The 23,473-nt window shown below is 41.7% G+C and carries 21 protein-coding genes, 2 tRNA genes and 1 pseudogene; 13 read left to right on the top strand and 11 right to left on the bottom strand.

The window, feature by feature from the left end:
• The first annotated feature begins 118 nt into the window (after nt 1–118).
• From RMY63_RS02830 to RMY63_RS02820, 3 genes are all read left to right on the top strand, one after another.
• Entirely contained in the window at nt 119–2,113 is a 1,995-nt protein-coding gene (locus tag RMY63_RS02830) for a heavy metal translocating P-type ATPase (protein ID WP_322727234.1), read from the top strand.
• An 822-nt stretch (nt 2,114–2,935) separates the two neighbouring features.
• On the top strand, nt 2,936–3,121 hold the full coding sequence (locus tag RMY63_RS02825) for a helix-turn-helix domain-containing protein (protein ID WP_322727274.1): 186 nt from the start codon (nt 2,936–2,938) through the stop codon (nt 3,119–3,121).
• A gap of 136 nt (nt 3,122–3,257) precedes the next feature.
• The gene (locus tag RMY63_RS02820; RefSeq protein ID WP_322727273.1) at nt 3,258–3,560 is read left to right on the top strand and encodes a zinc ribbon domain-containing protein; all 303 of its coding nucleotides are present in this window, start codon (nt 3,258–3,260) and stop codon (nt 3,558–3,560) included.
• Between the two features lie 245 nt (nt 3,561–3,805).
• Here the strand turns inward: RMY63_RS02820 and RMY63_RS02815 are convergent, their stop codons facing one another.
• On the bottom strand, nt 3,806–6,109 hold the full coding sequence (locus tag RMY63_RS02815; protein ID WP_322727233.1) for an IMS domain-containing protein: 2,304 nt from the start codon (nt 6,107–6,109) through the stop codon (nt 3,806–3,808).
• 964 nt (nt 6,110–7,073) lie between these two features.
• On the opposite strand from RMY63_RS02815, the gene pdhA reads away from it, so the two are divergent.
• The 6 genes from pdhA (at nt 7,074) to fba (ending at nt 11,746) form a co-directional block, all read left to right on the top strand.
• Entirely contained in the window at nt 7,074–8,108 is a 1,035-nt protein-coding gene (gene pdhA, locus RMY63_RS02810; RefSeq protein ID WP_322727232.1) for a pyruvate dehydrogenase (acetyl-transferring) E1 component subunit alpha, read from the top strand.
• Between the two features lie 116 nt (nt 8,109–8,224).
• Complete coding sequence (locus RMY63_RS02805; RefSeq protein WP_322727231.1) at nt 8,225–9,094, top strand: aldose epimerase; 870 nt, start codon at nt 8,225–8,227, stop codon at nt 9,092–9,094.
• A gap of 61 nt (nt 9,095–9,155) precedes the next feature.
• Nucleotides 9,156–9,227 (top strand) — tRNA-Lys (locus tag RMY63_RS02800).
• 373 nt (nt 9,228–9,600) lie between these two features.
• Nucleotides 9,601–9,810 carry a hypothetical protein gene (locus tag RMY63_RS02795; RefSeq protein WP_322727230.1) on the top strand — a complete coding sequence of 70 codons (210 nt, stop codon included), beginning with the start codon at nt 9,601–9,603 and terminating at the stop codon, nt 9,808–9,810.
• A 160-nt stretch (nt 9,811–9,970) separates the two neighbouring features.
• A complete protein-coding gene (locus tag RMY63_RS02790) occupies nt 9,971–10,126 on the top strand; it encodes a hypothetical protein (RefSeq protein WP_322727229.1) in 156 nt (51 codons plus the stop codon).
• 540 nt (nt 10,127–10,666) lie between these two features.
• A complete protein-coding gene (gene fba, locus RMY63_RS02785; protein WP_322727228.1) occupies nt 10,667–11,746 on the top strand; it encodes a class II fructose-bisphosphate aldolase in 1,080 nt (359 codons plus the stop codon).
• Nucleotides 11,747–12,054: 308 nt separating this feature from the next.
• On the opposite strand, the gene RMY63_RS02780 is transcribed toward fba, so the two are convergent.
• Nucleotides 12,055–12,867 (bottom strand): carbon-nitrogen hydrolase family protein, encoded by an 813-nt coding sequence (locus RMY63_RS02780; RefSeq protein WP_322727227.1) that lies wholly within the window; start codon nt 12,865–12,867, stop codon nt 12,055–12,057.
• A gap of 209 nt (nt 12,868–13,076) precedes the next feature.
• Here RMY63_RS02780 and RMY63_RS02775 point away from each other — a divergent pair, with 209 nt between their 5' ends.
• Entirely contained in the window at nt 13,077–13,670 is a 594-nt protein-coding gene (locus tag RMY63_RS02775; RefSeq protein WP_322727226.1) for a MarC family protein, read from the top strand.
• Between the two features lie 148 nt (nt 13,671–13,818).
• Here the strand turns inward: RMY63_RS02775 and trxA are convergent, their stop codons facing one another.
• From trxA to RMY63_RS02750, 5 genes are all read right to left on the bottom strand, one after another.
• Complete coding sequence (trxA, locus tag RMY63_RS02770; RefSeq protein ID WP_322727225.1) at nt 13,819–14,142, bottom strand: thioredoxin; 324 nt, start codon at nt 14,140–14,142, stop codon at nt 13,819–13,821.
• 396 nt (nt 14,143–14,538) lie between these two features.
• On the bottom strand, nt 14,539–15,702 hold the full coding sequence (locus RMY63_RS02765) for a GuaB3 family IMP dehydrogenase-related protein (RefSeq protein WP_322727224.1): 1,164 nt from the start codon (nt 15,700–15,702) through the stop codon (nt 14,539–14,541).
• A 329-nt stretch (nt 15,703–16,031) separates the two neighbouring features.
• Nucleotides 16,032–16,562, bottom strand: a complete 531-nt coding sequence (locus tag RMY63_RS02760) for a YdcF family protein (protein ID WP_322727272.1) — start codon at nt 16,560–16,562, stop codon at nt 16,032–16,034.
• 396 nt (nt 16,563–16,958) lie between these two features.
• Nucleotides 16,959–17,032: transfer RNA gene (locus RMY63_RS02755), tRNA-Arg, on the bottom strand.
• Between the two features lie 33 nt (nt 17,033–17,065).
• Nucleotides 17,066–18,154, bottom strand: a complete 1,089-nt coding sequence (locus tag RMY63_RS02750; RefSeq protein ID WP_322727223.1) for a tocopherol cyclase family protein — start codon at nt 18,152–18,154, stop codon at nt 17,066–17,068.
• 29 nt (nt 18,155–18,183) lie between these two features.
• On the opposite strand from RMY63_RS02750, the gene RMY63_RS02745 reads away from it, so the two are divergent.
• From RMY63_RS02745 to RMY63_RS02735, 3 genes are all read left to right on the top strand, one after another.
• Nucleotides 18,184–18,798 carry a DnaJ domain-containing protein gene (locus RMY63_RS02745; protein WP_322727222.1) on the top strand — a complete coding sequence of 205 codons (615 nt, stop codon included), beginning with the start codon at nt 18,184–18,186 and terminating at the stop codon, nt 18,796–18,798.
• Nucleotides 18,789–18,977: a hypothetical protein gene (locus RMY63_RS02740; RefSeq protein ID WP_322727221.1), complete on the top strand. Its 189-nt coding sequence runs from the start codon at nt 18,789–18,791 to the stop codon at nt 18,975–18,977. The genes RMY63_RS02745 and RMY63_RS02740 overlap by 10 nt, the downstream gene beginning before the upstream one ends.
• A gap of 318 nt (nt 18,978–19,295) precedes the next feature.
• Nucleotides 19,296–20,042, top strand: coding sequence for a hypothetical protein (locus RMY63_RS02735; RefSeq protein WP_322727220.1), 747 nt, complete (start codon nt 19,296–19,298; stop codon nt 20,040–20,042).
• A gap of 601 nt (nt 20,043–20,643) precedes the next feature.
• Here RMY63_RS02735 and RMY63_RS02730 read toward each other — a convergent pair.
• From RMY63_RS02730 to RMY63_RS02715, 4 genes and pseudogenes are all read right to left on the bottom strand, one after another.
• Nucleotides 20,644–21,477 carry a metallophosphoesterase gene (locus RMY63_RS02730; RefSeq protein WP_322727219.1) on the bottom strand — a complete coding sequence of 278 codons (834 nt, stop codon included), beginning with the start codon at nt 21,475–21,477 and terminating at the stop codon, nt 20,644–20,646.
• A 217-nt stretch (nt 21,478–21,694) separates the two neighbouring features.
• Nucleotides 21,695–22,525: a metallophosphoesterase gene (locus tag RMY63_RS02725; protein WP_322727218.1), complete on the bottom strand. Its 831-nt coding sequence runs from the start codon at nt 22,523–22,525 to the stop codon at nt 21,695–21,697.
• Between the two features lie 212 nt (nt 22,526–22,737).
• A complete protein-coding gene (locus RMY63_RS02720; RefSeq protein WP_322727217.1) occupies nt 22,738–22,968 on the bottom strand; it encodes a hypothetical protein in 231 nt (76 codons plus the stop codon).
• Nucleotides 22,969–23,194: 226 nt separating this feature from the next.
• Nucleotides 23,195–23,353 (bottom strand): annotated as a pseudogene (locus tag RMY63_RS02715) (addiction module protein); the annotation flags it as partial.
• Between the last annotated feature and the right edge of the window lie 120 nt (nt 23,354–23,473).

Raw genomic sequence — 23,473 nt, 5'->3', positions numbered from 1 at the left:
AGCAATAAATTTGAGATAGATTCTCATTCTTAAAATATCAACTTGTAAAAAACTCTTTTTTTCATTACATTAAAAAAAGGCTCATATCTCAATTAATTTACTAGCCTACATAGAAAAAATGAAGCAGAAAATACATTTAGAATCTTCAGATTGTTGCAGCTGTGAACATGACCATCACGAGAATCATAACCATGTTCATAATCACAATCATGATGAGAATCATAACCATGACCACAATCATGAACACGGGGGAGAATTTAATCTGAAAAATGAGATATTGCCTTTGGTAGGAATTTTAAGTTTATATGCGCCTGGGGTAATTTTTGAAAATCAATTACACAATACATTCTACTCAATAGGAGAATATCTGCTTTTCATTCCTGCTTATTTATTAAGTGGATGGAGTGTTTTAAAAACTGCTGGACGCAATATAGTCAGAGGTAGAGTATTTGATGAAACATTTTTGATGACAGTAGCGACATTAGGGGCGATCGCAATTCATAAATTACCCGAAGCTGTCGGAGTCATGTTATTTTACAAAATTGGAGAATTGTTTCAAGATATTGCTATCAGTCGCTCCCGTAATTCGATCAAATCATTATTGGAAATCCGCCCAGACTATGCAAATATCCAAATAGAGGGACAACTGAAAAAAGTATCACCAGAAACAGTAAATATTGGCGATATTATCGTTGTCAAGCCTGGAGAAAAGATTCCCTTAGATGGCGAAATTATAGATGGTAATTCGCAAGTTGATACATCTGCATTAACTGGAGAATCTGTACCAAGAGCGGTAAGAATTGGAGAAACAGTTTTTGCTGGAACGATTAATAAAATAGGTGCGCTCGTCATTAGAGTCACAAAACTATTTGATGAATCTTCCATTGCCAAGATTTTAGACTTGGTGCAAAATGCCAAAAGTAAAAAAGCAGCAACAGAAAAGTTTATTACTAAATTTGCCCGATATTATACACCAATCGTAGTTTTTACATCTCTAGCAGTTGCAATATTACCTCCTTTATTCATTTCGGGTACAACTTCTTCAGAATGGGTTTATCGTGCCCTGATTTTACTAGTTATCTCCTGTCCGTGTGGACTCGTTATCAGTATTCCATTAGGTTACTTTGGAGGTGTGGGAGGTGCAGCTAAACGTGGTATTTTGGTTAAAGGGTCTACTTTTTTAGATACTTTAAATGCAGTGAATACAGTTGTTTTTGATAAAACTGGAACGTTAACAAAAGGGGTATTCAAAGTAGTAGAAATAGTTCCCTTAAATGGCTGGAAAAAACAAGAACTGCTGCAATTAGCTGCCAAAGTAGAATCGCACTCAAATCATCCCATCGCTCAATCTATCTGCAAGGCTTATGATGGAAAAATCGATGAATTTGAGATCAGAGATTATGAAGAGATAGCAGGCTATGGAATTAAAGCCAAGGTTGAAAATAAAGTAGTAATAGCGGGCAGCGATCGCCTATTGCATAGAGAGAAGATTTATCACGATAATTGCCAGTTAGAAGGAACAGTAATTCATCTAGCAGTAGATAATGTTTACGCTGGCTATATTGTGATTGCTGATGAACTCAAAGAAGATGCAAGACTTGCTATTCAAACACTCAAGCGAATGGGTGTAGAGAGAACAGTAATGTTGACAGGAGATAACCAAGCGATCGCTTCCCGAATTGCTGAACAGCTTGGTATAGATATCTACGAAGCAGAGTTATTACCTGAAGAAAAAGTTAATGCCATTGAGAAGTTACTCAGCACCAACAGCAAGCATGGTAAAGTTGCCTTTGTTGGGGATGGAATTAATGATGCACCAGTAATTGCTAGAGCAGATGTTGGTATGGCAATGGGCGGATTAGGCTCAGATGCAGCCATCGAAACTGCGGATATTGTAATCGTGACAGATGCACCATCCAAAGTGGCAGAAGCAATCGAAATCGCCAGAAAAACTCGCAAAATTGTTTGGCAAAATATTGGGTTTGCGCTAGCAATTAAAGGTGTATTTATTGGATTGGGTATTTTAGGGATAGCAACAATGTGGGAAGCTGTATTTGCTGACGTTGGAGTAGCAATGCTGGCAATTTTAAACGCAACTAGAGCCATGAAATAAAATTTTTGAAAATGCACAACCACCAAGCAGGATTTAGTCATTCTTATACTGAGGCTTTGAGGTTGGTAAAGTAGTTAAATTTGAATTAGAACAGCAACTTCTTGATGAACAGACAAAACTGGCACATCTTAGCGATGAACTAGATAAAATTGAGTCTGGATTGCAATCATAAGACTTATGTAAATATACAGTTATTTGGTGCATGGAAATCAAGATTTACTCACCTATAAACAAGCAAAATAGAGATATTCAGTTAATTGGTGTTTGTTTATACTATTTCCATTCTTTGTAGTCGTTATACTCATAATTTAGGTTCTACCTGGGAATTAGGAAGTGGCTTTGCCACTTCTTTTTATTTATCGAAAAATTGGTCGGGTAAGAGTGGATTACATTGCTGTACCACCCTCCCCTAAGAACCTATGCATTAGTCACATCTTTCTTAACAATCTTGAAACCCTGGTTTTATAACCATCTTGGATACTGATGTCTTAGGCATCTATGACTTATGTACCCTTATTATTCTCGATAAAACTACATTTTTATTGAGAATTAACGACGAAATCATAAGAGTTAGAAAAAACGTGAGTGAATACTCTCACAAATGTTGACAAAGATCCGGGTAATGGATAGCCGCCTGCGGGGAGGGGAGACTTTGACGTAAGTCAAAGGCAGGGTGGAGTTCTTTTTTTGGATTTATGCAAGAAGTTTATTCTAAATGAGAGAATTTTCAATTCCATTATTTAAAGTTTAAAATCTAAAATTCGGTGACAAAACACCAAGACATCGAGGAGCCGAATGAGGTCGAAAGTCTCACGTTCGGTTCTGAAGACCAGCGGGGTTGGCGACAATCTCGCTGAGTTTAATAAACTAGAACCAACTCCAGAACAGGTCGATTCCGTAGAGCGGATACTCGCGGTGTGTCGTCAGGTTTGGAACTTTGCTTTACGCGAAAGAAAGGACTGGCTAAATTCCCGCAAGTCACCCGTCAATGCCTGTTCCATCCTATAGGAGTATATTTTCCCTGCCGATCAACCCTACCCTGGCTATCACATCCAAGCCAAGCGGTTGACTCTTGCTAAAGAACAATTCCCAAGACCAAAGCAAGTACACTCTCAAGTACTGCAACAAGTCTTAAGGACTTTGGATAAGTATATTTTTTGCCAAAGTTGACAAGGACTATACTTCGCAGCAATGCCCTGAGTGTGGAACCTACACGGGTAAGAAGGAGCGAGACCAACCAATTCATGCTTGTTGGGTGTGTTTCTACACGGTCAGTCGTGATGTAGCAGCAGCACAGGTAATTAGAAATCGCGGATTGGAAATCATTTCTGGTTCTGGGTCAGGGCATGACCTGAAAATAAAACAAATTGTCTGTGGACTGGATGCGGCTCTTACTAGTGTTACTAGTCTAGCTGGCACGGGACGAAGCAGAAAACTCAAGAAGTGATTCTTGGAAATCCCCTCCGTTTTACAAACTATCCATTAGTCACATCTTTCTTTACAATCTTGAAACGCTTGTTTTGTAGGCATCTTAAACACGCTCGGTGTGAGGCATACTTGACAAGTTACCTCTTAATATTCTCGCTAAAAGTAGGTTTTTATTGAGAATTAACGACGAACGAATCAGGGTTATAAAAAACGTGAGTGAATACTCTCGCAAATGTTAAGAAAGATCCGGGTAATGGATAGGTTTTACAAAGGGGAGGATGTCAACTGAGTCACAACAGATGCACTTTGAATACGCCATTTACCTCGTTGTTTAATCAAATCATACCGAACTCGCAAATTCTCATTAGAAGAGTTTTTAAACTGACCATTTTCATATAACTGCGTCGCTTCCTTCACCATAGCTACTACTGCGGCACGATCTGCGAATAAATCAATTTTCTCTACAGATTCCACCTTTACGCTATGCTCGTACTTGCGATAACGGTTGTCAGACCTAGCCTGTTGAGCAATTAACCGCCATTGAGACAAAGCTGAACCAGTTAAAATCTGCTCTAAATTACTAATTTCATGATTTGGCCCTAAAGCTTCAGCTTTCGTAGATAGCCAAGTGCGAATGATTTCCTCTGCTGCTGTATCTGTTAAAGGCCCATCTAATCCTTGTGGTTTACTATTTGGAGGGGGAATAGATACTGGTGGTTGATTTATTTGTACAAACAATTGTGAATTAGGTACAGATCGTGTAGGAAAAAACAGATTTTTTAACCATCCAAAAGTTGTTGTGGCTAACACCCAGAAAACTAGTAGACTCACCAAAGAAATAAACACTCTCCATACCAGCCGTGTTTTCCCTTCGATGGTGTTAGCAAAAGTTCGCCGCCGCCGAGGACGACGAGAATGGGGACGATTATCCGGTACACGCTCCCGAATAGCAGATGGAGTAGGTTTTCTTCGCCGACGCTTTTGGTTATGAGCAGGTGTAGCACTTTTAGCTGAACCGTTGTTCAAATGCTGATTAGTACCTCTGCTCGTCCGTTCAGCAGCAGGAATCTCTGATTTTACGCTTCCAGATGAAGTCCACATAGATGGTGAGAAGTTTGAATATTGTGGTGTGTCTGGCAAATCTAGGTCAGGTGTTCTGCTGTGGTTAAATTGCCTTGGAGTCCTATTTGAATTCTTAGGAAAAGGCGAATTATTTGTCTGCGGCTGGGGAAAATTTTGGGAGTTAATTACAGCCCACTCATTAGTTGTTTCTGCATCCGTTGGCAGTGCTTCTAAATAAGCTTGTACCTGTTGGTTAGCAAAGTAATCTTTTAGAAAAGCTTGCTGGTTTGCTAAATCTCGAAAATGGGGAAATACTTCGTGTTGCAACCACTGTTCTGCATATAGACATAGCCCTGGTAACAAATCTGGAGAGTCTTGAGATTTTTCTCTAATAAAAGCTAAAGCTTCGTACTCCTGACTAAGTTCTAAAACCCGAGTTGCTTCTTGGGTTTGTCCCAAAAGTAACGCACATAGAGACTGTTCTAAATGTACATCTTGGCGCTTGCCCAGATGTATGAGCATTTGCCTTGCTTGACGAATTAAAGCAGGTTGCCGTTGAGCAAATCCCCGTGCTATCAAGGCATAAACAGCTAAGTAAGTGGCAACAGCAGAAGGACGTTTGCTCTGAGCTTCAAATAATTTGTGCTGCTCGGCGACTGTTAAGTGGTTACGTAACTGCTGGATAAATCGCAGAAAGTCATCTATATTTAAACCAGAGTCATCATTATTTGTGCCATCAATCCCACCCCGATCTTCTAAGAGGTTTTGCAATAACTCCAAACCTTGGCTTCGTTCGGCAGTCTTTTCTTGAGGTAGTGCCAGCAACTCCAAAATTCGATATGGTCGCAATTTATCAAGATCCGCCTGAATTTCTGCCTGGACACTGGCGAACAACCCTTCGTGTACTAGTAGTTCTTGACCAGTTTCTAAAGATATAGCGGCATTTTCATAGTGACCTTGTTGCCACTGTTCCCGACCTAATTCTAGACAAGCAAGGGCGACAGTGAGAACAATATCTGGATGTTCAGCACTTTCATGTATTTCTTCGTCTGCTAAATTATTACGTTTTCTTACACTTGTAGCACCATTTTTATTTACCAGGTACGGACGACCTAGTTTCAGTACAAGTTCATATTCCCCCAACTCTTGCAAAATTAATAAAGCGCCCACTAATTCGTCTTGAGTAATTTCGATCCCCAGACTCTGGGTATCACTACTCCTTTTGGTGCTTTCTGGACGATTTTCCAGTGCTACTGCGGCAGCAGCAAGGTTATCAGGGTCATAGGCGTGAGCAAGATAAAGCTGATCGTAGGTACTGCGTTGTTTTGGATCTGATAAAACCACGTAAGCTTCTTCTATAAGTTGTTTACGAGAAGAAATTGCTGCCTGAGAATACTCACGTCGCGGCAATTGTACAATGCGATCGCTGTATGCCTGCCGCAATTGTTCATCACTTGCCGCCAACGGTAGTCCTAAAATTCGGTAGTAATCTAGCGGAATTCGCACAGCCTACTTTCCCCTGCACCGTGATCAACATAATTTCACCTAGAGCGTTCCAGGCTTGTAAAACCGTGCCATAAAAATGCCGTATAGAATTTACTCTACAAGTGTATATTGCAACAACTTGTTTTGTACCTTCCCGAAATTTTGAGTCACATTTTAGTACTAATTTCTTGCTTTCGCCTAGAAAGCCTCAATTCTTTGTTTTAATTCTTAGTATTTTTGTTGAACACAACTATTATCAGCTTTCGATACCACAAACCACAACTACCGCTTTTAATTACGGCATAATTATTGTGCCTGGAAGAATCTATTGATGATTGGTTTTTTTGGGACTTTCCCACTAGGCAGCAACAAAAATACCACTATTGGGGATTTACCCTGATAACAGGAGACAAAAATCATATCATAATTTACTCTTCATTACAATTACCTATTTGGGTATTATAGATTTTTGCCTCCTTTTTTTTAAATTGTTAATGGATATGCAGAAAGCAGTCTATCTTGATTGCTAGTCTGTGAAGGGGAATATTCAGGAGTGCTGAGTTTTGAGTGCTGAGTTCTGAGTAAGAAGTAATGAGTAAGATGTAGTACTTGTGAATCTTTTCCTAAGTACTCACTACTCGTAACTGATTTGATGCCTAATCGGTCTAAATTTTACTTTTTACTCAGCACGGGCTAAACGCCCCGCTTCCGCTAACGGTACTCAGCACTCACCACTGTTTCAGTGAGAGAGAAAACCTAAAGCGGCAGATATTGCAGTTAAAGTCAAATCCTCACGGGGTATGAGCTGAAAAGTTAAAAATCAAAAATTAAAAATTCAGCTATTCCCTAAGACCCTTTTTTGGTGCATAAATAAAGTTTGATTGTTGAGTCTTACAAACGCTAGCCTATTAAAAGCTGAGGTGTTATCAGACCAACTTATTTAAGACCGTAACTTTAAGTTGTACAACAGGGATACTCAAAAATAATGGTTCAAGAGCGTACTGTACCCACTTTTAATCCTGCTACTACGCAAATTACTAAAGAAGAAGGGTTACGGTTGTATGAAGACATGGTTTTAGGGCGTTTGTTTGAAGACAAGTGCGCTGAAATGTACTACAGGGGCAAAATGTTTGGTTTTGTCCATTTGTACAACGGTCAAGAAGCCGTTTGTAGTGGTGTTGTGCAGTCAATGCGACCGGGTGAAGATTTCGTTTGTAGTACCTACCGCGACCACGTTCATGCTCTGAGTGCGGGTGTACCAGCAAAAGAGGTAATGGCTGAATTATTTGGTAAAGCCACAGGTTGCAGCAAAGGGCGCGGTGGTTCCATGCACATGTTTTCTGCAAAACATCGCTTGCTGGGTGGCTATGCTTTTGTGGCTGAGGGAATTCCTGTAGCAGCTGGAGCGGCTTTTCAAAGCAAATACCGCCGCGAAGTGCTAGGAGATAAAAATGCTGACCAAGTGACGGCTTGCTTTTTTGGTGACGGAGCAGCTAACAATGGTCAGTTTTTCGAGACACTAAATATGGCAGCCCTCTGGAAACTGCCAATTATTTTTGTAGTCGAAAATAATAAATGGGCGATTGGGATGTCTCACGAACGAGCCACTTCCCAGCCAGAGATTTATAAAAAAGCCAGTGTGTTTAACATGGTGGGCGTGGAAGTAGATGGTATGGATGTACTAGCAGTACGAGCCGTGGCTCAAGAAGCTGTAGCCCGTGCCCGTGCAGGTGAAGGGCCAACATTAATTGAGGCCCTTACCTACCGCTTTCGGGGTCACTCCTTAGCTGACCCAGATGAAATGCGAAGCAAGGCGGAGAAAGAATTTTGGTTCGCCCGTGACCCAATTAAGAAGTTGGCAGCTTATTTGCTGGAGCAAAATCTGGCGGATGAGGGAGAAATCAAAGCAATTGACCGTAAAATTCAGGATGTAATCGACGAGGCCGTTAAGTTCGCCGAAAGCAGCCCTGAACCAGACCCTAGTGAGTTATATCGTTTCGTGTTTGCAGAAGACGAATAAATTATGGGGACTGGGGGCTGGGGGCTGGGGACTGGGAAAGAGTTATTTTAATCCTAATCCCCAATCCCCAATCCCTAATCCCCAATCCCCAATCCCTAATCCCAGGACTAAAATTTGTGTTTAGCATTGCAATTCAACAGCAACAGTACAAGACGTACATTCTTTCGGACGAAGCCGCTGGTTCTCAATTGGAAGTTGTACCTGAACGCGGTGGTATCATCACCCGTTGGCGGATTCAAGGACAAGAAATTTTCTACCTGGACACTGAACGCTTTACTCATCCTGATTTGAGTGTTAGAGGTGGGAATCCAATTTTGTTTCCTATTTGTGGCAATCTACCAGATAATACTTACACTCACAATGGGCAAACGTATACTCTTAAACAACATGGTTTTGCCCGTGAATTACCGTGGAAAGTAACAGAACAAGAAACTGGAGATAAAGCTAGTCTTACTGTTGTTCTTGATAGCAATGAGCAAACTAAGGCAGTTTATCCTTTTGATTTTCAACTGGCTTTTACCTACGAACTTGAAGGTAATATCCTAGAAGTTCGGCAGCAGTATAAAAACTTGTCATCCACACCAATGCCTTTTTCGGCTGGTTTCCATCCCTACTTTTTATGTGGTGATAAAACTCAGTTAGAGATTGAAATTCCCTCTAAGCAGTATCAAGATAATCAAACTAAAAAAATTCACTCTTTTGACGCTAATTTTGACTTTAGCCGTGATGAAATTGATTTTGCCTTTGGACAGTTAACGAGTCAATCGGCCACTGCGATAGATCGTAGTCGGAAGTTAAAACTCACCCTGGATTATGATGATTTCTCTACCTACCTAGTATTTTGGACAGTCAAAGGCAAAGAATTCTACTGTTTAGAACCGTGGAGTGCGACTCGTAACTCTCTCAATACTGGTGATAACCTGACTGTATTAGCACCAGGAGCTAGCCACACAGCATCTGTAAGGTTTACTGCCAATTTTTCCTAAACCCCTTTACAAATCTACAGATTTATATGCTATGATGGCAAAGTTGCGAAATGCAGCGAAAGGGTCGCTAACTCAACGGTAGAGTACTCGGCTTTTAACCGATTAGTTCCGGGTTCGAATCCCGGGCGACCCATATAACAATTCAAAATTCAACAATTCAAAATTAAAGATATTTTCAGATGGGGATTTAAACCCCAACTGGAAATATGCTACGTGTTTTGGTTGCGGTCTTAAACCCTTTAATTGACGATAAAAATTTAAGGAATATTTGCCTCTGCTTTTGAGATGAAAGCAGAGGCGAGTTTTATGGTGAGGAAATTTGTGAATCTGATCGCTATGGAGAACAAAAAATTTTCGGATCAGCGATCGCTTTTTGCTGAAGATCAAAAAAAGATTACAGTTCAGGAAAATTAACGAAGTTATCAGTTATTTCAGTGATTCTACGGTTACTTAAGTGTGAGTTAAAGGTGAATAACTGAATTGAGCTTTTCAACTCGAAGTAACAGATGCAGGCCAATTTTGAGCAAAAAGCTTTTATTTCCTTAGTAGGTCTGAAACCTGAGAACTTACCGGTAAAGGAAATACGATTACAGGATTTGTCTTCTAAGAAACAGAAATGTTTCTTTACATCCATTGGGAATGCGATCGCTTCCTCAGACGCTTTTATCACTCTCCGAAAACATTTACCATTTCTGAATTCTAGAGCTTTTGTATAGCAAGCGTAGGCGAGCATTTACCGCAGGCATAGCGCGATTCTTTTCTAATAACAAATACAAGACCAATTTTTTTCTAATAGTATAGCTTGTATTGATTGCCTCATAAGGCTTAAGCGCGATTGCCCTCCCGGAAAGTGACACAAGAGGGATACTTCCAGACTTGAATCTCCTGAGTCAGAGATATTTGCAAGCGATCGCCGAATATCGTCAAGTAATTGAGCGAGCGCCACAATTAATCAATGTGCAGCTACAACTGGGGAAAATCTTGCAGATACTACACACTTACCTATCGTATTATCCGTTCCTAGAGAACTGATTAATACCAGTCTATCTAGGAAGGTGCGTTAGGAAAAAGCTTACGCACCTTGTTAACTAGCTATGTAATGTCTACGACGGGCTGTTCGGCGTCGCGTCTTTGTTAGGCTCTGAATTGAGACAGCTTTGAATAATGTAGAAAGAGCGATCGCTTATCTTCACCAAGCAAGTGCAATCGCTCTTTTTGATTGCAGTCAGTGTGATCGCTTTTTATGAGAATTGAGATTTTGCAGATGGGTTGAGTGCGATCGCGTTCTCATAGCGTATCGTACAAAAGCGTTTCTAACCGTCGTGGGCGATCGCCTTGAGTGAGCAATCTGGGATACAAAGCTACCAAAGCCTTTAAAGGTGAGGTAGCTTACCATACAGTAGAATAGGTGAAGTATAGGGCATGTTTATGAGCAATGGCGTAAACTTTTTCAACATAGACACACGACACTAGTTATAATTTCCTATAAGTTGAAAAAACTCTTAAGATTTAGCGTGATTATTACGCTTCTCTCACACCGACTAGCTGACAACCACATTAGGAGGACTATCTATGGCGCTTGTACCACTGCGGCTGCTGTTGGATCACGCAGCTGAAAACGGTTACGGCATCCCAGCTTTCAACGTTAACAATTTGGAACAGATTCAGGCGATCCTGAAGGCTGCTGTCGAGACAGATAGCCCCGTAATTTTACAAGCTTCACGCGGCGCTCGTAATTATGCAGGAGAAAACTTTCTACGCCACCTAATTTTGGCAGCAGTAGAAACCTATCCTCACATTCCCATTGTCATGCACCAAGATCATGGGAATGCCCCTGCTACCTGCTACTCAGCAATTAAGAACAACTTCACCAGCGTGATGATGGATGGTTCTTTAGAAGCTGATGCTAAAACTCCCGCTAGCTTTGAATACAACGTCAGTGTTACCCGCGAAGTTGTAAACGTAGCTCATGCTTTGGGTGTCAGCGTTGAAGGAGAACTCGGTTGTTTGGGTTCTCTAGAAACTGGTGCTGGTGAAGCTGAAGATGGTCACGGGTTTGAAGGTACACTCGACCACTCACAACTGCTCACCGACCCCGATGAAGCTGTTGAATTCGTAGAAGCAACCCAAGTAGATGCTTTGGCTGTTGCCATTGGCACAAGCCACGGTGCTTACAAGTTTACCCGTAAGCCGACTGGCGAAATTTTGGCAATCAGCCGCATTGAAGAAATTCACCGCCGCCTGCCTAACACCCACTTGGTAATGCACGGTTCCTCCTCTGTGCCTGAAGATTTGCTTGCACTGATTAACCAGTATGGTGGTGCAATTCCTGAAACCTACGGTGTACCTGTAGAAGAAATCCAAAAAGGTATCAAGAGCGGTGTACGCAAAGTAAACATCGACACCGATAACCGTTTGGCTATTACTGCTGCTGTACGTGAAGCTTTGGCTAAAAAACCAGAGGAGTTTGACCCCCGTCATTTCCTCAAGCCTTCGATTACATACATGCAGAAGGTTTGTGCTGAACGCTATCAGCAATTTGGCACGGCTGGCAACGCAAGCAAGATTAAGCAAATTTCTTTGGAAGATTTTGCTGCTAAGTATGCTAAAGGTGAACTTAACGTTGTTACCAAATCAGCGGCTAAAGTTTAATTTTGACAACAAATAAATAGGGGCACAGTACTGCTATGCTCCTCAAAAACTGAGGGTTTTAATGTTGTCAGAAACCGGGTGTTTACCCGGTTTTTTATTCATTCAGGTGTGGGCATTGGGCATAGGGCATTGGGCATGGGGCATTGGGTAGGGGCATTGGGCATGGAGAAGAGACAAGGTAGATCATCAAGAAGACGGGAGAGACAAGGCAGAGACTTGTTCAATAATTCCCCTTGTCCCCTTGTCCCCTCTGCCCCCTTGCTTCTTCCCCAGTCCCCACTCCCTACTCCCCACTCCCTACTCCCTGCCTAGAATACCCGATGTTGTAAAGAGGGCATTTGACGCCGGACTTGTTCGAGCCTAGTGGGCTTGATTTCTGCGATCGCAATTCCCGGTTTTTCTCCAGCATCGGCTAAAATTACACCCCAAGGGTCGATAATGACCGCGTGACCGTGGGTTAGACGACGGGCGTAGTTATTCCCCGTTTGGGCGGGAGCAATGACATAAGCGGTATTTTCGATGGCTCTGGCTTGTAGTAGTACTTGCCAGTGGTCTTTACCTGTAAAAGCGGTAAAAGCGGCGGGAATAAAGATAACATCGGCTCCCTTATCTGCCAGATGACGATACAGTTCTGGGAATCGGACATCATAACAAATAGAAAGCCCTAAATTACCAAATTTTTCTGAGAAATGGACAGGGGGTAGTTGCGTACCAGCCACAACCGTGCTGGATTCGCGGTAGGTGTTGCCGTCGGGGACATTAACATCAAATAGGTGTACTTTGTAGTAGCGGGCAAGTTCTTGACCGTTTGGGTCGATGAGTAGAGTTGTGTTATAAACTTTGCCTGTATTATCTACAGGAAGTGGAAAGCTACCGCCCAAGATGGTAATTTGAAAGCGTTGAGCCATTTTTTTGAGAAATTTTTCACTTTCAAGAGCGATCGCATCACCTTTTGCGAGTTTATCTTTTTCTTCTCCCATATAGGAAAAGTTTTCTGGCAAACCTACCAATTGGGCACCTTGACGCACGGCAAGCTCTATTAATTCTTCTGCCTGTGCCAAATTTTTGTGTAAATCAGGCACACTGGTCAATTGAATAGCGGCGGCTAAATAAGACTTCATAGATTCAACAACGAACAGTTGATTTATGGAAGATAGATTATCAAAATATATCCCTACTTCAACATCTGTGGAACTTAATTAGAAATAGGTCAGCCAAGATTTTCTTTAACAGACTTGTTTTATACTGATCTTAATCTTCCTTTGGGTTCTAGCAAACTGAGCAAGATAAAGATTAGGTTGTGATCAAACCTTGATAAAAGCTGTCTACTGTGGATATTCCTATTCTCATTCAAACATTTATCGCTGTGTTTGTCTTGGCGGATGCTGTGGGCAATATACCGATTGTTTTAGTTTTGACTAAGGGCATGATGCCAGATCAAAGAAACCAAGTTATAGATAAAGCAATTATCATTGCGATCGCTGTTCTTTTGCTATTTGCTTTTGCAGGGCAAGTAATTTTAAATTATTTGGAAATCAGTATTGGCTCTTTGCGAGTAGCAGGAGGACTATTGTTGTTGTTAATTGCTTTGCAAATGCTGCGGGGAGAATTAGATCAGCCAATTATTGAAGCAGGACGCGATGTTGCAATTACTCCACTAGCTTTACCACTGTTAGCGGGCCCGGGAACTTTGACAACGGTGATGTTGCTGATGTCGAAATCACAGAGTCCGCATATTGCTGTCATGGTGGGTATTTTAGGGGCAATGTTTGTCACTTGGTTAATTTTGCGTTTGGCAAATGTGATTGACCAGTGGATTGGTGCAGAAGGTGGAGTGATTGTGACTCAACTTTTGGGTTTTCTGTTGGCGGCGCTAGCGGTGGAAATTGGTAGTACAGGAATTAGAGAATTGTTTTTGAGGTAGAAAACTCCTAAAAATATTCTAAAATTGTATACAAATATAAACAAGCTTGAGAGACAGGAAATTCGTGCTTCTCAAACTTGTTTACAAAAATTAACTTAAAGTTAGAACAAAATGGATAACTCAAGAGGATTTTATTGCCGATTGAGTTTTAAAGATGCTTTTCGAGAGTGGAAGCTAATGTAGTTTTAGGCACAGCGCCGACCACCATATCCACTTTTTGTCCACCCTTAAAAATCATTAATGTAGGAATGCTGCGGATGCCGTACTGACTAGCAACATTCGGATTTTCATCTGTGTTGACTTTTACGACCTTTATTTGACCTTTGTACTGTTCGGAGATTTCATCGACAACAGGAGCTACCATACGGCATGGTCCGCACCAGGGTGCCCAAAAGTCAACTAAAACGGGTACATCGCTGTCGAGTACTTCTTGCTTAAAAGTAGAATCCGTAACTTGTGCGGCTGCTGACATGCCTAAAACCTTCGCCAAATATATCTGAGCTTCGTGAAAATTCTACCATAGCAAAAACATCTGCTTCGGAGTAGAGGATGTACATTTGCAAAGAAGCTTTAGAATTTATTCATAAACATAAGGAACCGCCCGAACAGTAGTCCGGGCGGAGTGTGGTGTGAGGAGTGAACGGAAACATGCGTCTCCGCTATTTCTATTGTAAGCGACATACCGGATTTTTCCAGCAATTGTTTAGGGGGCTAGAAAAATTTATTGAAGGATTGGGGAGTGGGGAGTAGGAATTGGGGATTGGGGATTGGGGATTGGGGATTGGGGATTGGGCATTAATTATTTCTCCCTCATCCCCCTCATCTCCCTCATCCCCCTCATCCCCCTCATCCCCAGTCCCCAGTCCCTCTATTTCCCCATACCTAATTGTTGAGCTTTTTGGTAAACTTTACCCTCGGTTAATAAAGAAGGTGCAATTACAACTTCCACTTGCTGCATTTCTTTAATATTTTTCACTCCCAAAGTACCCATGCTGGTCTTTAAGGCTCCTAAAAGATTGTGAGTACCATCATCTAGTCCTGCTGGGCCAATGAGTATTTGCTCTAAGCTACCAGTGGTGGCAACGCGAATCCGGGTGCCACGGGGCAAGACTGGGCTAGGAGTCGCCATACCCCAATGATAACCTCGTCCAGGGGCTTCTGCGGCTCTGGCAAAGGGGGAGCCAATCATCACACCATCAGCACCACAGGCGATGCATTTGCAAATGTCGCCACCGGTGATTAAACCGCCATCAGCAATAATGGGGATATAGTTGCCAGTTTCGTTGTAGTAATCATCTCGTGCTGCGGCACAATCTGCGATCGCAGTCGCCTGTGGCACACCCACACCCAACACCCCACGAGAAGTACAAGCTGCACCAGGGCCAATTCCCACCAGAACCCCAGCCGCCCCAGCTTTCAACAAATTCAAGGTGACTTCGTAAGTCACGCAATTCCCCAATACCACGGGGATGGGCATGGAACGGCAAAATTCTGCTAAATCGAGTGGTACTAAAGACTCTGGTGACAGATGTGCAGTAGAAACTACCGTAGCTTGGACAAAAAATAAATCTGCCCCAGCTTTTGCCACCGCCTCACCGTATTTACTTGCGGCGGCTGGAGTCGCACTCACTGCGGCAATGCCACCTTGTTGTTTAATTTCCTGAATACGTTGTTCTATTAATTCCGGCTTTATTGGTTCGGCATAGAGTTCTTGCATGAGGGCAACAAATTCATCTTTTCCCACAGAGGTAATCCGATCTAATATTGGCTCTGGGTCGGTATAACGAGTTTGAATACCCTCTAAGTTGAGGACACCTAATGCTCCTAACTGTGACAAACGTACAGCCATACGAACATCTACTACGCCATCCATAGCACTAGCAATTATCGGGATTTCTCGCTCAATATTGCCAATACGCCACTTAGTATCTGCCAAACTAGGGTCTAGTGTTCTGTTACCAGGGGCTAGAGCTATTTCATCTATTCCGTAAGCTCTGCGAGCCGTTTTTCCCCGCCCAAGTTGAATTTCCACGCTTTAACTTTACTCAAATCTGTTTAAGCTAGGGTATCAAATTGTGGAGAAAATTGGGGCGTTTTTTCCCGAACCATATAAGTGACTAATGACAGCTTTCAAGAGGGAGTAGGGAGTAGAGATACCCTGGCTTTTAAGCAGGGGATTGAATAAGGACGCTTTGTGCGTCGTACTACGTACTCTCCACTCTCTACTCCCTGCCCCCAAGGGGCTTATAACCATTACCATCGGGGCAGGTTTTCTTCCCTACTCCCTACTCCCTGCCCCCAAGGGGCTCGGTCATTAGTCATTTGTCTTTTAAGCGATTCACAATCCAAAATTAGTTTTATTTACCGTTTATTTTTAGCGGCATCCACACCAGTGTAACCAGTTGCTAACCAAATTATCGCTCTAGCTCCATCACGAATAGATTTTTCGATAGATTCAGGGGGTTTTTCTGACGGAACTGGCACTGGTTTTAAATAAATACCCCGACTACCCAAAATAATTTCGCCAATCACACAAGCCCGACGCATGTGGAAGTCTGAAGTAATCAAATAAACGCTTTTAATACCGCGAGCTTGCAAATCATCTACCAAAGTAGTAAAATTAGTAACTGTATCTACTGCTTCATAATCCAAGTGTAAACGTTGAGGATCAACACCAGCTTTGGTAAACACTTTTTGGGTGAATGTACGTGGACTACCGCCTGTAATCCAAATCGGTATATTTGGATGCTCGTGGACAAATTTTGCTGTAAATTTTTCTCGCTCTAAATGTCTCGTTGAACCACCTAATACTACAACTGCTTGCGGCTGCACAAATTGGTTTTGTACTTCTTTGTATCCCCACCACATAATTATTGGTAGGACAAAAGCCATAAAACGTAAAGATTTATTTGTAAAGATTAGCTTATTCAAGGCTCAATAACTTAATTTACTTAGTGCACAATTTTCTCTGGATATTAAGAAAAAACAATTGATAGTAGAGTAGCAAACTTCTAAAGAATCTGCCCCAATTTTACCCAAATATAAATTTGGCTGGTTGTCGTGTAACAGCGCGATTAAGCGTGCCTGGAGTTTTTCCTCTAATTGATGTAATTGATGGATTATCCTAACCGATATCGGACGATTCATCAAAGGGTTTTAACCACTTTATCTAATAGTTCTCAATTGCACAGAATATAGGAGCCAGTTGCGTAAGCGGATGTGCCGAATTGGGCGAACTGGCAATGCTGTTACCCTGTGAATTGCTGTATATATGAATTATCTAGATAACGGGACTGGTGCGACTTGAACGCACGACCTGACGCTTAGGAGGCGTCCGCTCTATCCAACTGAGCTACAACCCCAACTGCGAAGCATATATAATTATAGCAGTAGTTTTAGGGAGACTGCCAACAATTATCCCAAGAGCCGCCGCCGACTTCTAAACCACAAAGAAAACTTTCTGCTTTTAGAATTATTTTAGATTTTCTCCCATTTAGTTCTCGTAACTCTAAATTTAGTTTTCCTTGCATGGTGTCCCGGCAACAGTATCTTAAACCTTCTGCTGTCGGCGCACGTAGAGGTGTACCAGGTAAATTCGTGGTTCCTGTTAATTCAATTTCATAATTAGAGTTACTAGCTTTCATTTGCCATCTACCCCAAGGCTGAATTTCCCACTCCACCTGTGAATTCCAGGGAACAAATTCATAAAACTTGCCTTGATAATGCAGTCCAATCATCGCTACAGATTCCATCCACCACAGCACACCCCGCCGTCCACCGCCAGCAGTTAATGCTAAATCTGGTTCGCCCTCGAAGCAATTACAATTTATCCAAAACCATTTTTGGGGAAAAGCACCACCCCAATTTTTCTCTCCATAAGCTGGGGCGTTGGTGAATTCGTAGATTTTGCCATTCCAGTCAATCTTCCCACTGGCTAAACCGTGAGCCATCAAAATTTGCCATCCAGGTTCAAAAATCTGCAAGAATGACAGCCAGCCTGCGGTTGATTGCTGAATGCTATTTTGGTTGCCCCAACCGTATACTGGTTGAATTTCATACTGCCAACGGCAATAATTATTGGTGGCGCGTTCGCGAATTATTCCTTGATTCAAGGTAGCCGTAGCTTGATATCCTTCTTGGACATGATACTCAAACTCTGCTGGGAGTAAGTATAAAGGAGAAACTTGCAAATTATTTTTACCCCAATGACCTAAGCCCAGGACATCCCGACTACCCCAAAATTTATTCACATCTGGAAAAGTACGGCAGAGGTACTCATCATTCGGTCCGAGGATTTGGGCTGCACCGCCACTGTAAGGTTTACCGCCGATGGGATCTTCAATAGAGTACATAAAGGCGAATGTTTGCCCAATTTCCGGTAACGTGACGCGGTAATACCAACCTTCAAAGAAGCGGCGATTAGTACCATCCCAGTGATAGCCAGAATGGGGTGTTTGGAGAGAATTTAGGGGAATAGTTAACATAGATTTATCTAATTGCCGATTTTTTCAGTATGCGCGACGATCGCTTCGATATTAATGATGCTTATGAAATTCTTGGGCTGAAACCCGGTGCATCTCAAGCACAGGTGAAGCGAACTTACCGTAAACTAGTGAAAATTTGGCATCCCGATCGCTTTGTCGATCAAAGGCAAAAACAGGAAGCTGAGGAAAAAATCAAATCAATCAACGCAGCTTACAACAGGCTCAAATCTGAAATTCCATCTGAGCCTCCTATTCCTGAAAATCCATCTTCATCTTCGCCTAAAAATCCCCCAAAAATATCTGTCAATCGTTGGGATGCAGAAACTTTCTATAATTTAGGAGTAGAAAATGCTACTCAAGGAAGATATGAGGATGCGATCGCAGATTTTACCCACGCAATTCGTCTTAATCCTCATTATGTTGACGCATATAAATATCGTGGGCTAGTTTGCTCACAATTAGGATACGAATATAGAGCCGCTTCCGATTTAAATAAAGCTGCACAAATAGAAGCAGAGTTAAGAAATCCGGGGAGTACGCGTAGATCGCGATCGCCTAGATATGTATCCAAACCTAGACCTCTGGTAGAAAGATTTTGTCAGAGGATAAAAAGTTTACTAAGGCTAAATCGGCGTTGGAGATAAAGGCCAGTACTAGCGCAGACTATACTATAAAATTATGGCATATTAGCACTGGACAACAACTTTACACGCTGGGCAACCATTCAGATTGGGTTAACTCTGTTGCTTTCAGTCCTGATGGCAAAACTTTGGTTAGCGGTAGTCGAGATATGACAATCAAGGTTTGGCGATGCGATATCTAACAACAAATTAAAAATTTAGAGAATTGCAGCAAATTGTTAGATTTTTTGATCAATCCATTAATTGACAGTTTAATAACATCCATCTTTGGGATACTCTTTCTGTTGGTTAAGTATTAACTCTCTAAAGATTAAGTATTAACTCCCTGGAGATAGAGCCATTAGTTTGAAGGCAGAGGTTATTCTGAGATTACCAACAGTTGAGTAGCAAATAAGACTCAATATTTATCAGCAACATATATTTTCAGTTCATTAAAACCTTTTGTTTTCACAAAGCTTTAGTTCATCAATATCTTAATCTGAGGAGTTAAATCAACGGCTATGTCTATTCCTAATGAACGCGAAATCAAAAACAGTGAAGTCAAACAAGAATCTTACACTGATATTAATGGTAATACTCATACTGACTTGACACGAACCACTGAAACAGTCAAGAATAACGCAGCTAATCCCAACTCTTACACTAACGGTTACGTACATGGTCGAAATGTTGAGCGTAGCTACCAGCAAGCAGATTTAGCCCAGCGTGATGAAAACAATGCTAGTGGTGGTTTGCTGTTGGGTATTATCATTACTTCCCTGCTTGGTTTGGTTATAGGTGGGGTTTGGTACTTCAACCAGCAGAATAACGCAGCTGTTAACAATACTGTGCCGGTCGTGGTTCCTGTACCGAGTAAGAGTAATCCAACTCCCAGTGCATCTCCTCAACCACCAACGATAATCGAAAGAACTAGGGAAGTACCTGTACCTGTTGCTGTTCCTGTTCCTCAACAGCAAGTTACACCTCCGTCTGCACCTCGCCAACCGGATATTAACATTACTATTCCACCCCAGCAGCCTGCGGCAGAAAAAGCACCTTCTGTAACCCAGCCAGCCCCTAAAGCGACACAAAGTCCGGCGACGAGTTCAACTACTAATACCCCAGCTTCGCAGAACGATAGTTCTACTAATACTGTTGCTCCTGATACGAAAAGTGACACTTCTAAAACTACTACACCTCAAGGAGTAGACAAGTCAAACAGTACATCTAATAGCGGTTCTTCTACCGCAGGCGATTCTGCTCAATAACGGCTTCTGAACTTTCAGTCCACTTGGTAATGTTGACGTGAATGCCAACATTACCAAGTAGGACAATTTTTAAGTAATATTTCTGAATTGTTGCGATAAATTAATGGTACTCAAGTTTAGTAAAGGTGTCTTGTAGCTAAACAAACACAATGCTAGATTAAGACCAAGGTACAAACAGGTTAAAAGTTAACAAAAACTTTCAAGTTAGAGCCTGTGCCTCCTGCTCTAATCTTCTCGCGATCGCTATGCATGGTTGTGGCATCCATTGAATGTGTTTTTGCTTTAAGTTCAATGAGTTGTTTTGGAGGTTTTAGAACGCACAGCCAGAAAATGCCTGCCTAGTTGGAATGTAAGGATGTGCAATTCTGAGTAGAGCGAGCGCGAATACTGTCCACCAAATTTGAAGTTAGTCATTTCTGAATTCTCCAATCTTCAAGAAACCGCCCCAAGCTATTGAGATTTATCCATCGTAGCTTCAGGCGGTTTCTGCTTTGAGTTTATGTATTTAAATTGCACTTTGACTTGAGGGCTGTCCTTTGTCATTTGTCCTTTGTCATTTGTCATTTATTTAGACCAATGACCAATGACCAATGACCAATGACTAATGACGAATTAAAGTAATTACAGTCACTTCAGGCGGACAAAATAAACGTCCTGGTTTATAAGTTCCTAAACCACGATTGACATATAGTTGATTTTCTTCTACCTTGTGAAACCCTTGCGCCCACTCCCAATATCGGACTACTTTTGAGCAGTCTCCTAAGAAAAATGTTACCCAACGCCGCAATTTTTTGGGAATTTGTTTGAGTAGCTTTTTATAATAGAGTACTACAGGGCCAATGCCCGGAATGACAATGTGACCACCGTGGGTATGACCAGATAGTTGCAAATCTACGCGCCATTGTTGCAATATCTTGGCTGTATCTGGGTTATGAGATAAAACGATGCGGGGTGTAAGCGAGTCTAGTTGATTCATGACTGGTGCGGGGTAAAATTCCCGTGACCAATAATCAGCTAGTCCTACCAATGGTAATTCTTTTCCTAATGGATAGGCGATTTCATTCCAAAGCACGTGAACCCCAATGCTGGTTAACGCTTGTGTAACTTCTGCTTTGGAGTGGCTGTAATAGATATCGTGGTTCCCAAGTACGGCGTAGATACCACAGCGACTTTGCAGATGCTTGAGTCGAAGCACCAATTGATGGATTGGTGTGGGATCGTCAGTTACGTAGTCACCAGTTAATAGAATTAAATCTGGTTCAGCTTCATTAGTAAGTGCGATCGCTTTTTCTAACATTTTTTCCGACAGTCGCAAACCATCGTAGTGAAAATCTGACAACTGTACTAACGTTGTACCTTGTAAAGATGCAGGAAGTTCCGCAATCTTAACCGTTATTTTATCTACTCTTAAATGTCCTGTAAACAACCAATGCATAAGTCAACCGATACTCCTCATACCAGCGCTTACAGCTTACCAAAAATAAAAATGTAACTTGATAAAATGCAATAATTTATGTCATCTACTCCAGATACAATTAATTCATTGATTTAAATTTTGCGATGAAAGTAAGCAGGTTCTGACTAAATTTGCAAGCACTCATTAGCCAGAATACCTGCTGTGATTGCGTTCTTTTATCTTGAATTTGGAACTATTACTCACTTTGTAGAGTGATTATAGTAACTTCTGGGCGGCAAAATAAGCGTCCTGGGAGGTAAGTTCCCAAACCACGATTGACATATAGCTGATTTTTACCTAGCCGATGCAAACCCTGCGCCCATTCCCAATGGTTGACTACAGAAACATTTACTTCCAAAAATGGGAATCGACACCGCACTTTTTTGGGTATTTTTTTTACAAGCTTTTCATAAAATAACGCCGCAGGGCCAATTCCGGGAATCACGATTTGACCACCGTGAGTATGACCAGATAATTGTAAATCAACTCGCCATCTTTGTAATATCTCCGCAGTATCTGGGTTATGAGATAAAACGATGCAGGGTGTGTCGGGGTTTAGCTGGTTCATAACTGTTGCGGGGTGAAATTCTCGTGACCAACTATCAGCCAGTCCAACGAGTGGCAATTCTTTTCCTAGTGGATAGGCAATTTCGTTCCAAAGGACGTGAATTCCAATATTAGTAAGGGCTTCTGTAACTAAGACTTTTGCCCGTCTGTAATGTATATCGTGATTGCCAAGAATAGCATAGATACCATAGCAACTTTGCAGATGTTTGAGTCGAAGTACCAGCTGGTCAATTGGCGACGGATCGTCAGTTACATAGTCACCAGTTAATAAAATTAAATCTGGTTTAGCTTCGTTAGTCACTGCGATCGCTTTTTCTAACATCTCTTCCGACAGCCGCAAACCATCGTAGTGAAAATCTGACAACTGCACCAGCTTTTTACCTTGTAACGATGCAGGCAACCCTGCAATGTTAACCGTCAATGCTTCTGTACTCAACGGCCCAGATAACAACCAATGCATAAAACGTTCAATAAAGCTTAATCATAGCGCTTACAGCTTAACTGAACATTGTTGGTTTGTGTGTAGCAACCAGTGCAACTTCTTGAAAATTTTATAAAAGCTGTATATTTTAGTGTATTTACAGCAGTTTGCAAGTAAATGAGCTAACAATAGACGTTAGTTTTAACTCGTGGCTTTTTTAAAATAATAATATTGCTGTCAAGAAGCACGTTTTATCGCCCCAGCAGTGAACGATCCTGCCGAGTTTCTTGTTGCCATAAAACTGGATCAACATTACCCAATACTTGAGTAGCGGCAAGATTTTCTAATATTTCAGCCATCCTTTGCCCGCGTGTTTTTGATTCTACAAATGGTTTGTCATCAAGGAATGTGACATGAACTTGGAGCATTTGCTCTCCTAATTCAGGTATGTCATCAATCCACTCTAAACGGCTTCCTTTCAACCAAGCCTTAAATGTTTTCAGTATAACCGTCTCAAATTATACTTAGTGGCTCGATAATAACTTGGTAGCACAATTTAGAAATCAGCGCATACCTTCTTAAACCCTAACCTCTATCCCAACTCAGGACTAAGGCTAATTGAGTATCGCAACTCACAGATAAGTTCTCGCAAGTTACTCATCCATAAATCTCCTCATAACTTCTGCAACTCTGTCTCGTACTTCAAGTCTACTGCCTCACCTGGCTCAATGCTTCTTCTCCTGGAATCAGCTGTACAGAACCGTTGCGAATCTGATCTCGTCGTTTTTTGGCTTCAGTAACCCAAGCTGCTTGAATAGTCGGATCGGTATCAAACTCAAGACTTTCAACTAACTTCTCTGCTAGAAGCTTTCAAACAATTCATTTGCATTATTGCTACAGCCAATTGCACCTCGACGACGTGCTTTTGCAACATGTTCAGGTAACGGATGTTTCCAGGTCAGAACAAGCTTTTCAAATTGCTTTACT

Source organism: Nostoc sp. ChiQUE01b (assembly GCF_034531255.1).
Lineage (GTDB): Bacteria > Cyanobacteriota > Cyanobacteriia > Cyanobacteriales > Nostocaceae > Nostoc.
Note: the sequence above shows the minus strand (reverse complement) of the source record. Positions and strands in the feature narration are given on the sequence as shown.

Excerpts from the sequence above, each read along its gene's own strand:
- trxA (WP_322727225.1), bottom strand. The coding sequence starts at position 14,142 with ATGTCAGCAGCCGCACAAGTTACGGATTCTACTTTTAAGCAAGAAGTA.
- RMY63_RS02760 (WP_322727272.1), bottom strand. The coding sequence starts at position 16,562 with ATGGCTTTTGTCCTACCAATAATTATGTGGTGGGGATACAAAGAAGTA.
- RMY63_RS02725 (WP_322727218.1), bottom strand. The coding sequence starts at position 22,525 with ATGCATTGGTTGTTATCTGGGCCGTTGAGTACAGAAGCATTGACGGTT.
- RMY63_RS02780 (WP_322727227.1), bottom strand. The coding sequence starts at position 12,867 with ATGAAGTCTTATTTAGCCGCCGCTATTCAATTGACCAGTGTGCCTGAT.
- RMY63_RS02730 (WP_322727219.1), bottom strand. The coding sequence starts at position 21,477 with ATGCATTGGTTGTTTACAGGACATTTAAGAGTAGATAAAATAACGGTT.
- RMY63_RS02750 (WP_322727223.1), bottom strand. The coding sequence starts at position 18,154 with ATGTTAACTATTCCCCTAAATTCTCTCCAAACACCCCATTCTGGCTAT.
- RMY63_RS02795 (WP_322727230.1), top strand. The coding sequence starts at position 9,601 with ATGCAGGCCAATTTTGAGCAAAAAGCTTTTATTTCCTTAGTAGGTCTG.
- pdhA (WP_322727232.1), top strand. The coding sequence starts at position 7,074 with ATGGTTCAAGAGCGTACTGTACCCACTTTTAATCCTGCTACTACGCAA.
- RMY63_RS02830 (WP_322727234.1), top strand. The coding sequence starts at position 119 with ATGAAGCAGAAAATACATTTAGAATCTTCAGATTGTTGCAGCTGTGAA.
- RMY63_RS02735 (WP_322727220.1), top strand. The coding sequence starts at position 19,296 with ATGTCTATTCCTAATGAACGCGAAATCAAAAACAGTGAAGTCAAACAA.
- RMY63_RS02745 (WP_322727222.1), top strand. The coding sequence starts at position 18,184 with ATGCGCGACGATCGCTTCGATATTAATGATGCTTATGAAATTCTTGGG.
- fba (WP_322727228.1), top strand. The coding sequence starts at position 10,667 with ATGGCGCTTGTACCACTGCGGCTGCTGTTGGATCACGCAGCTGAAAAC.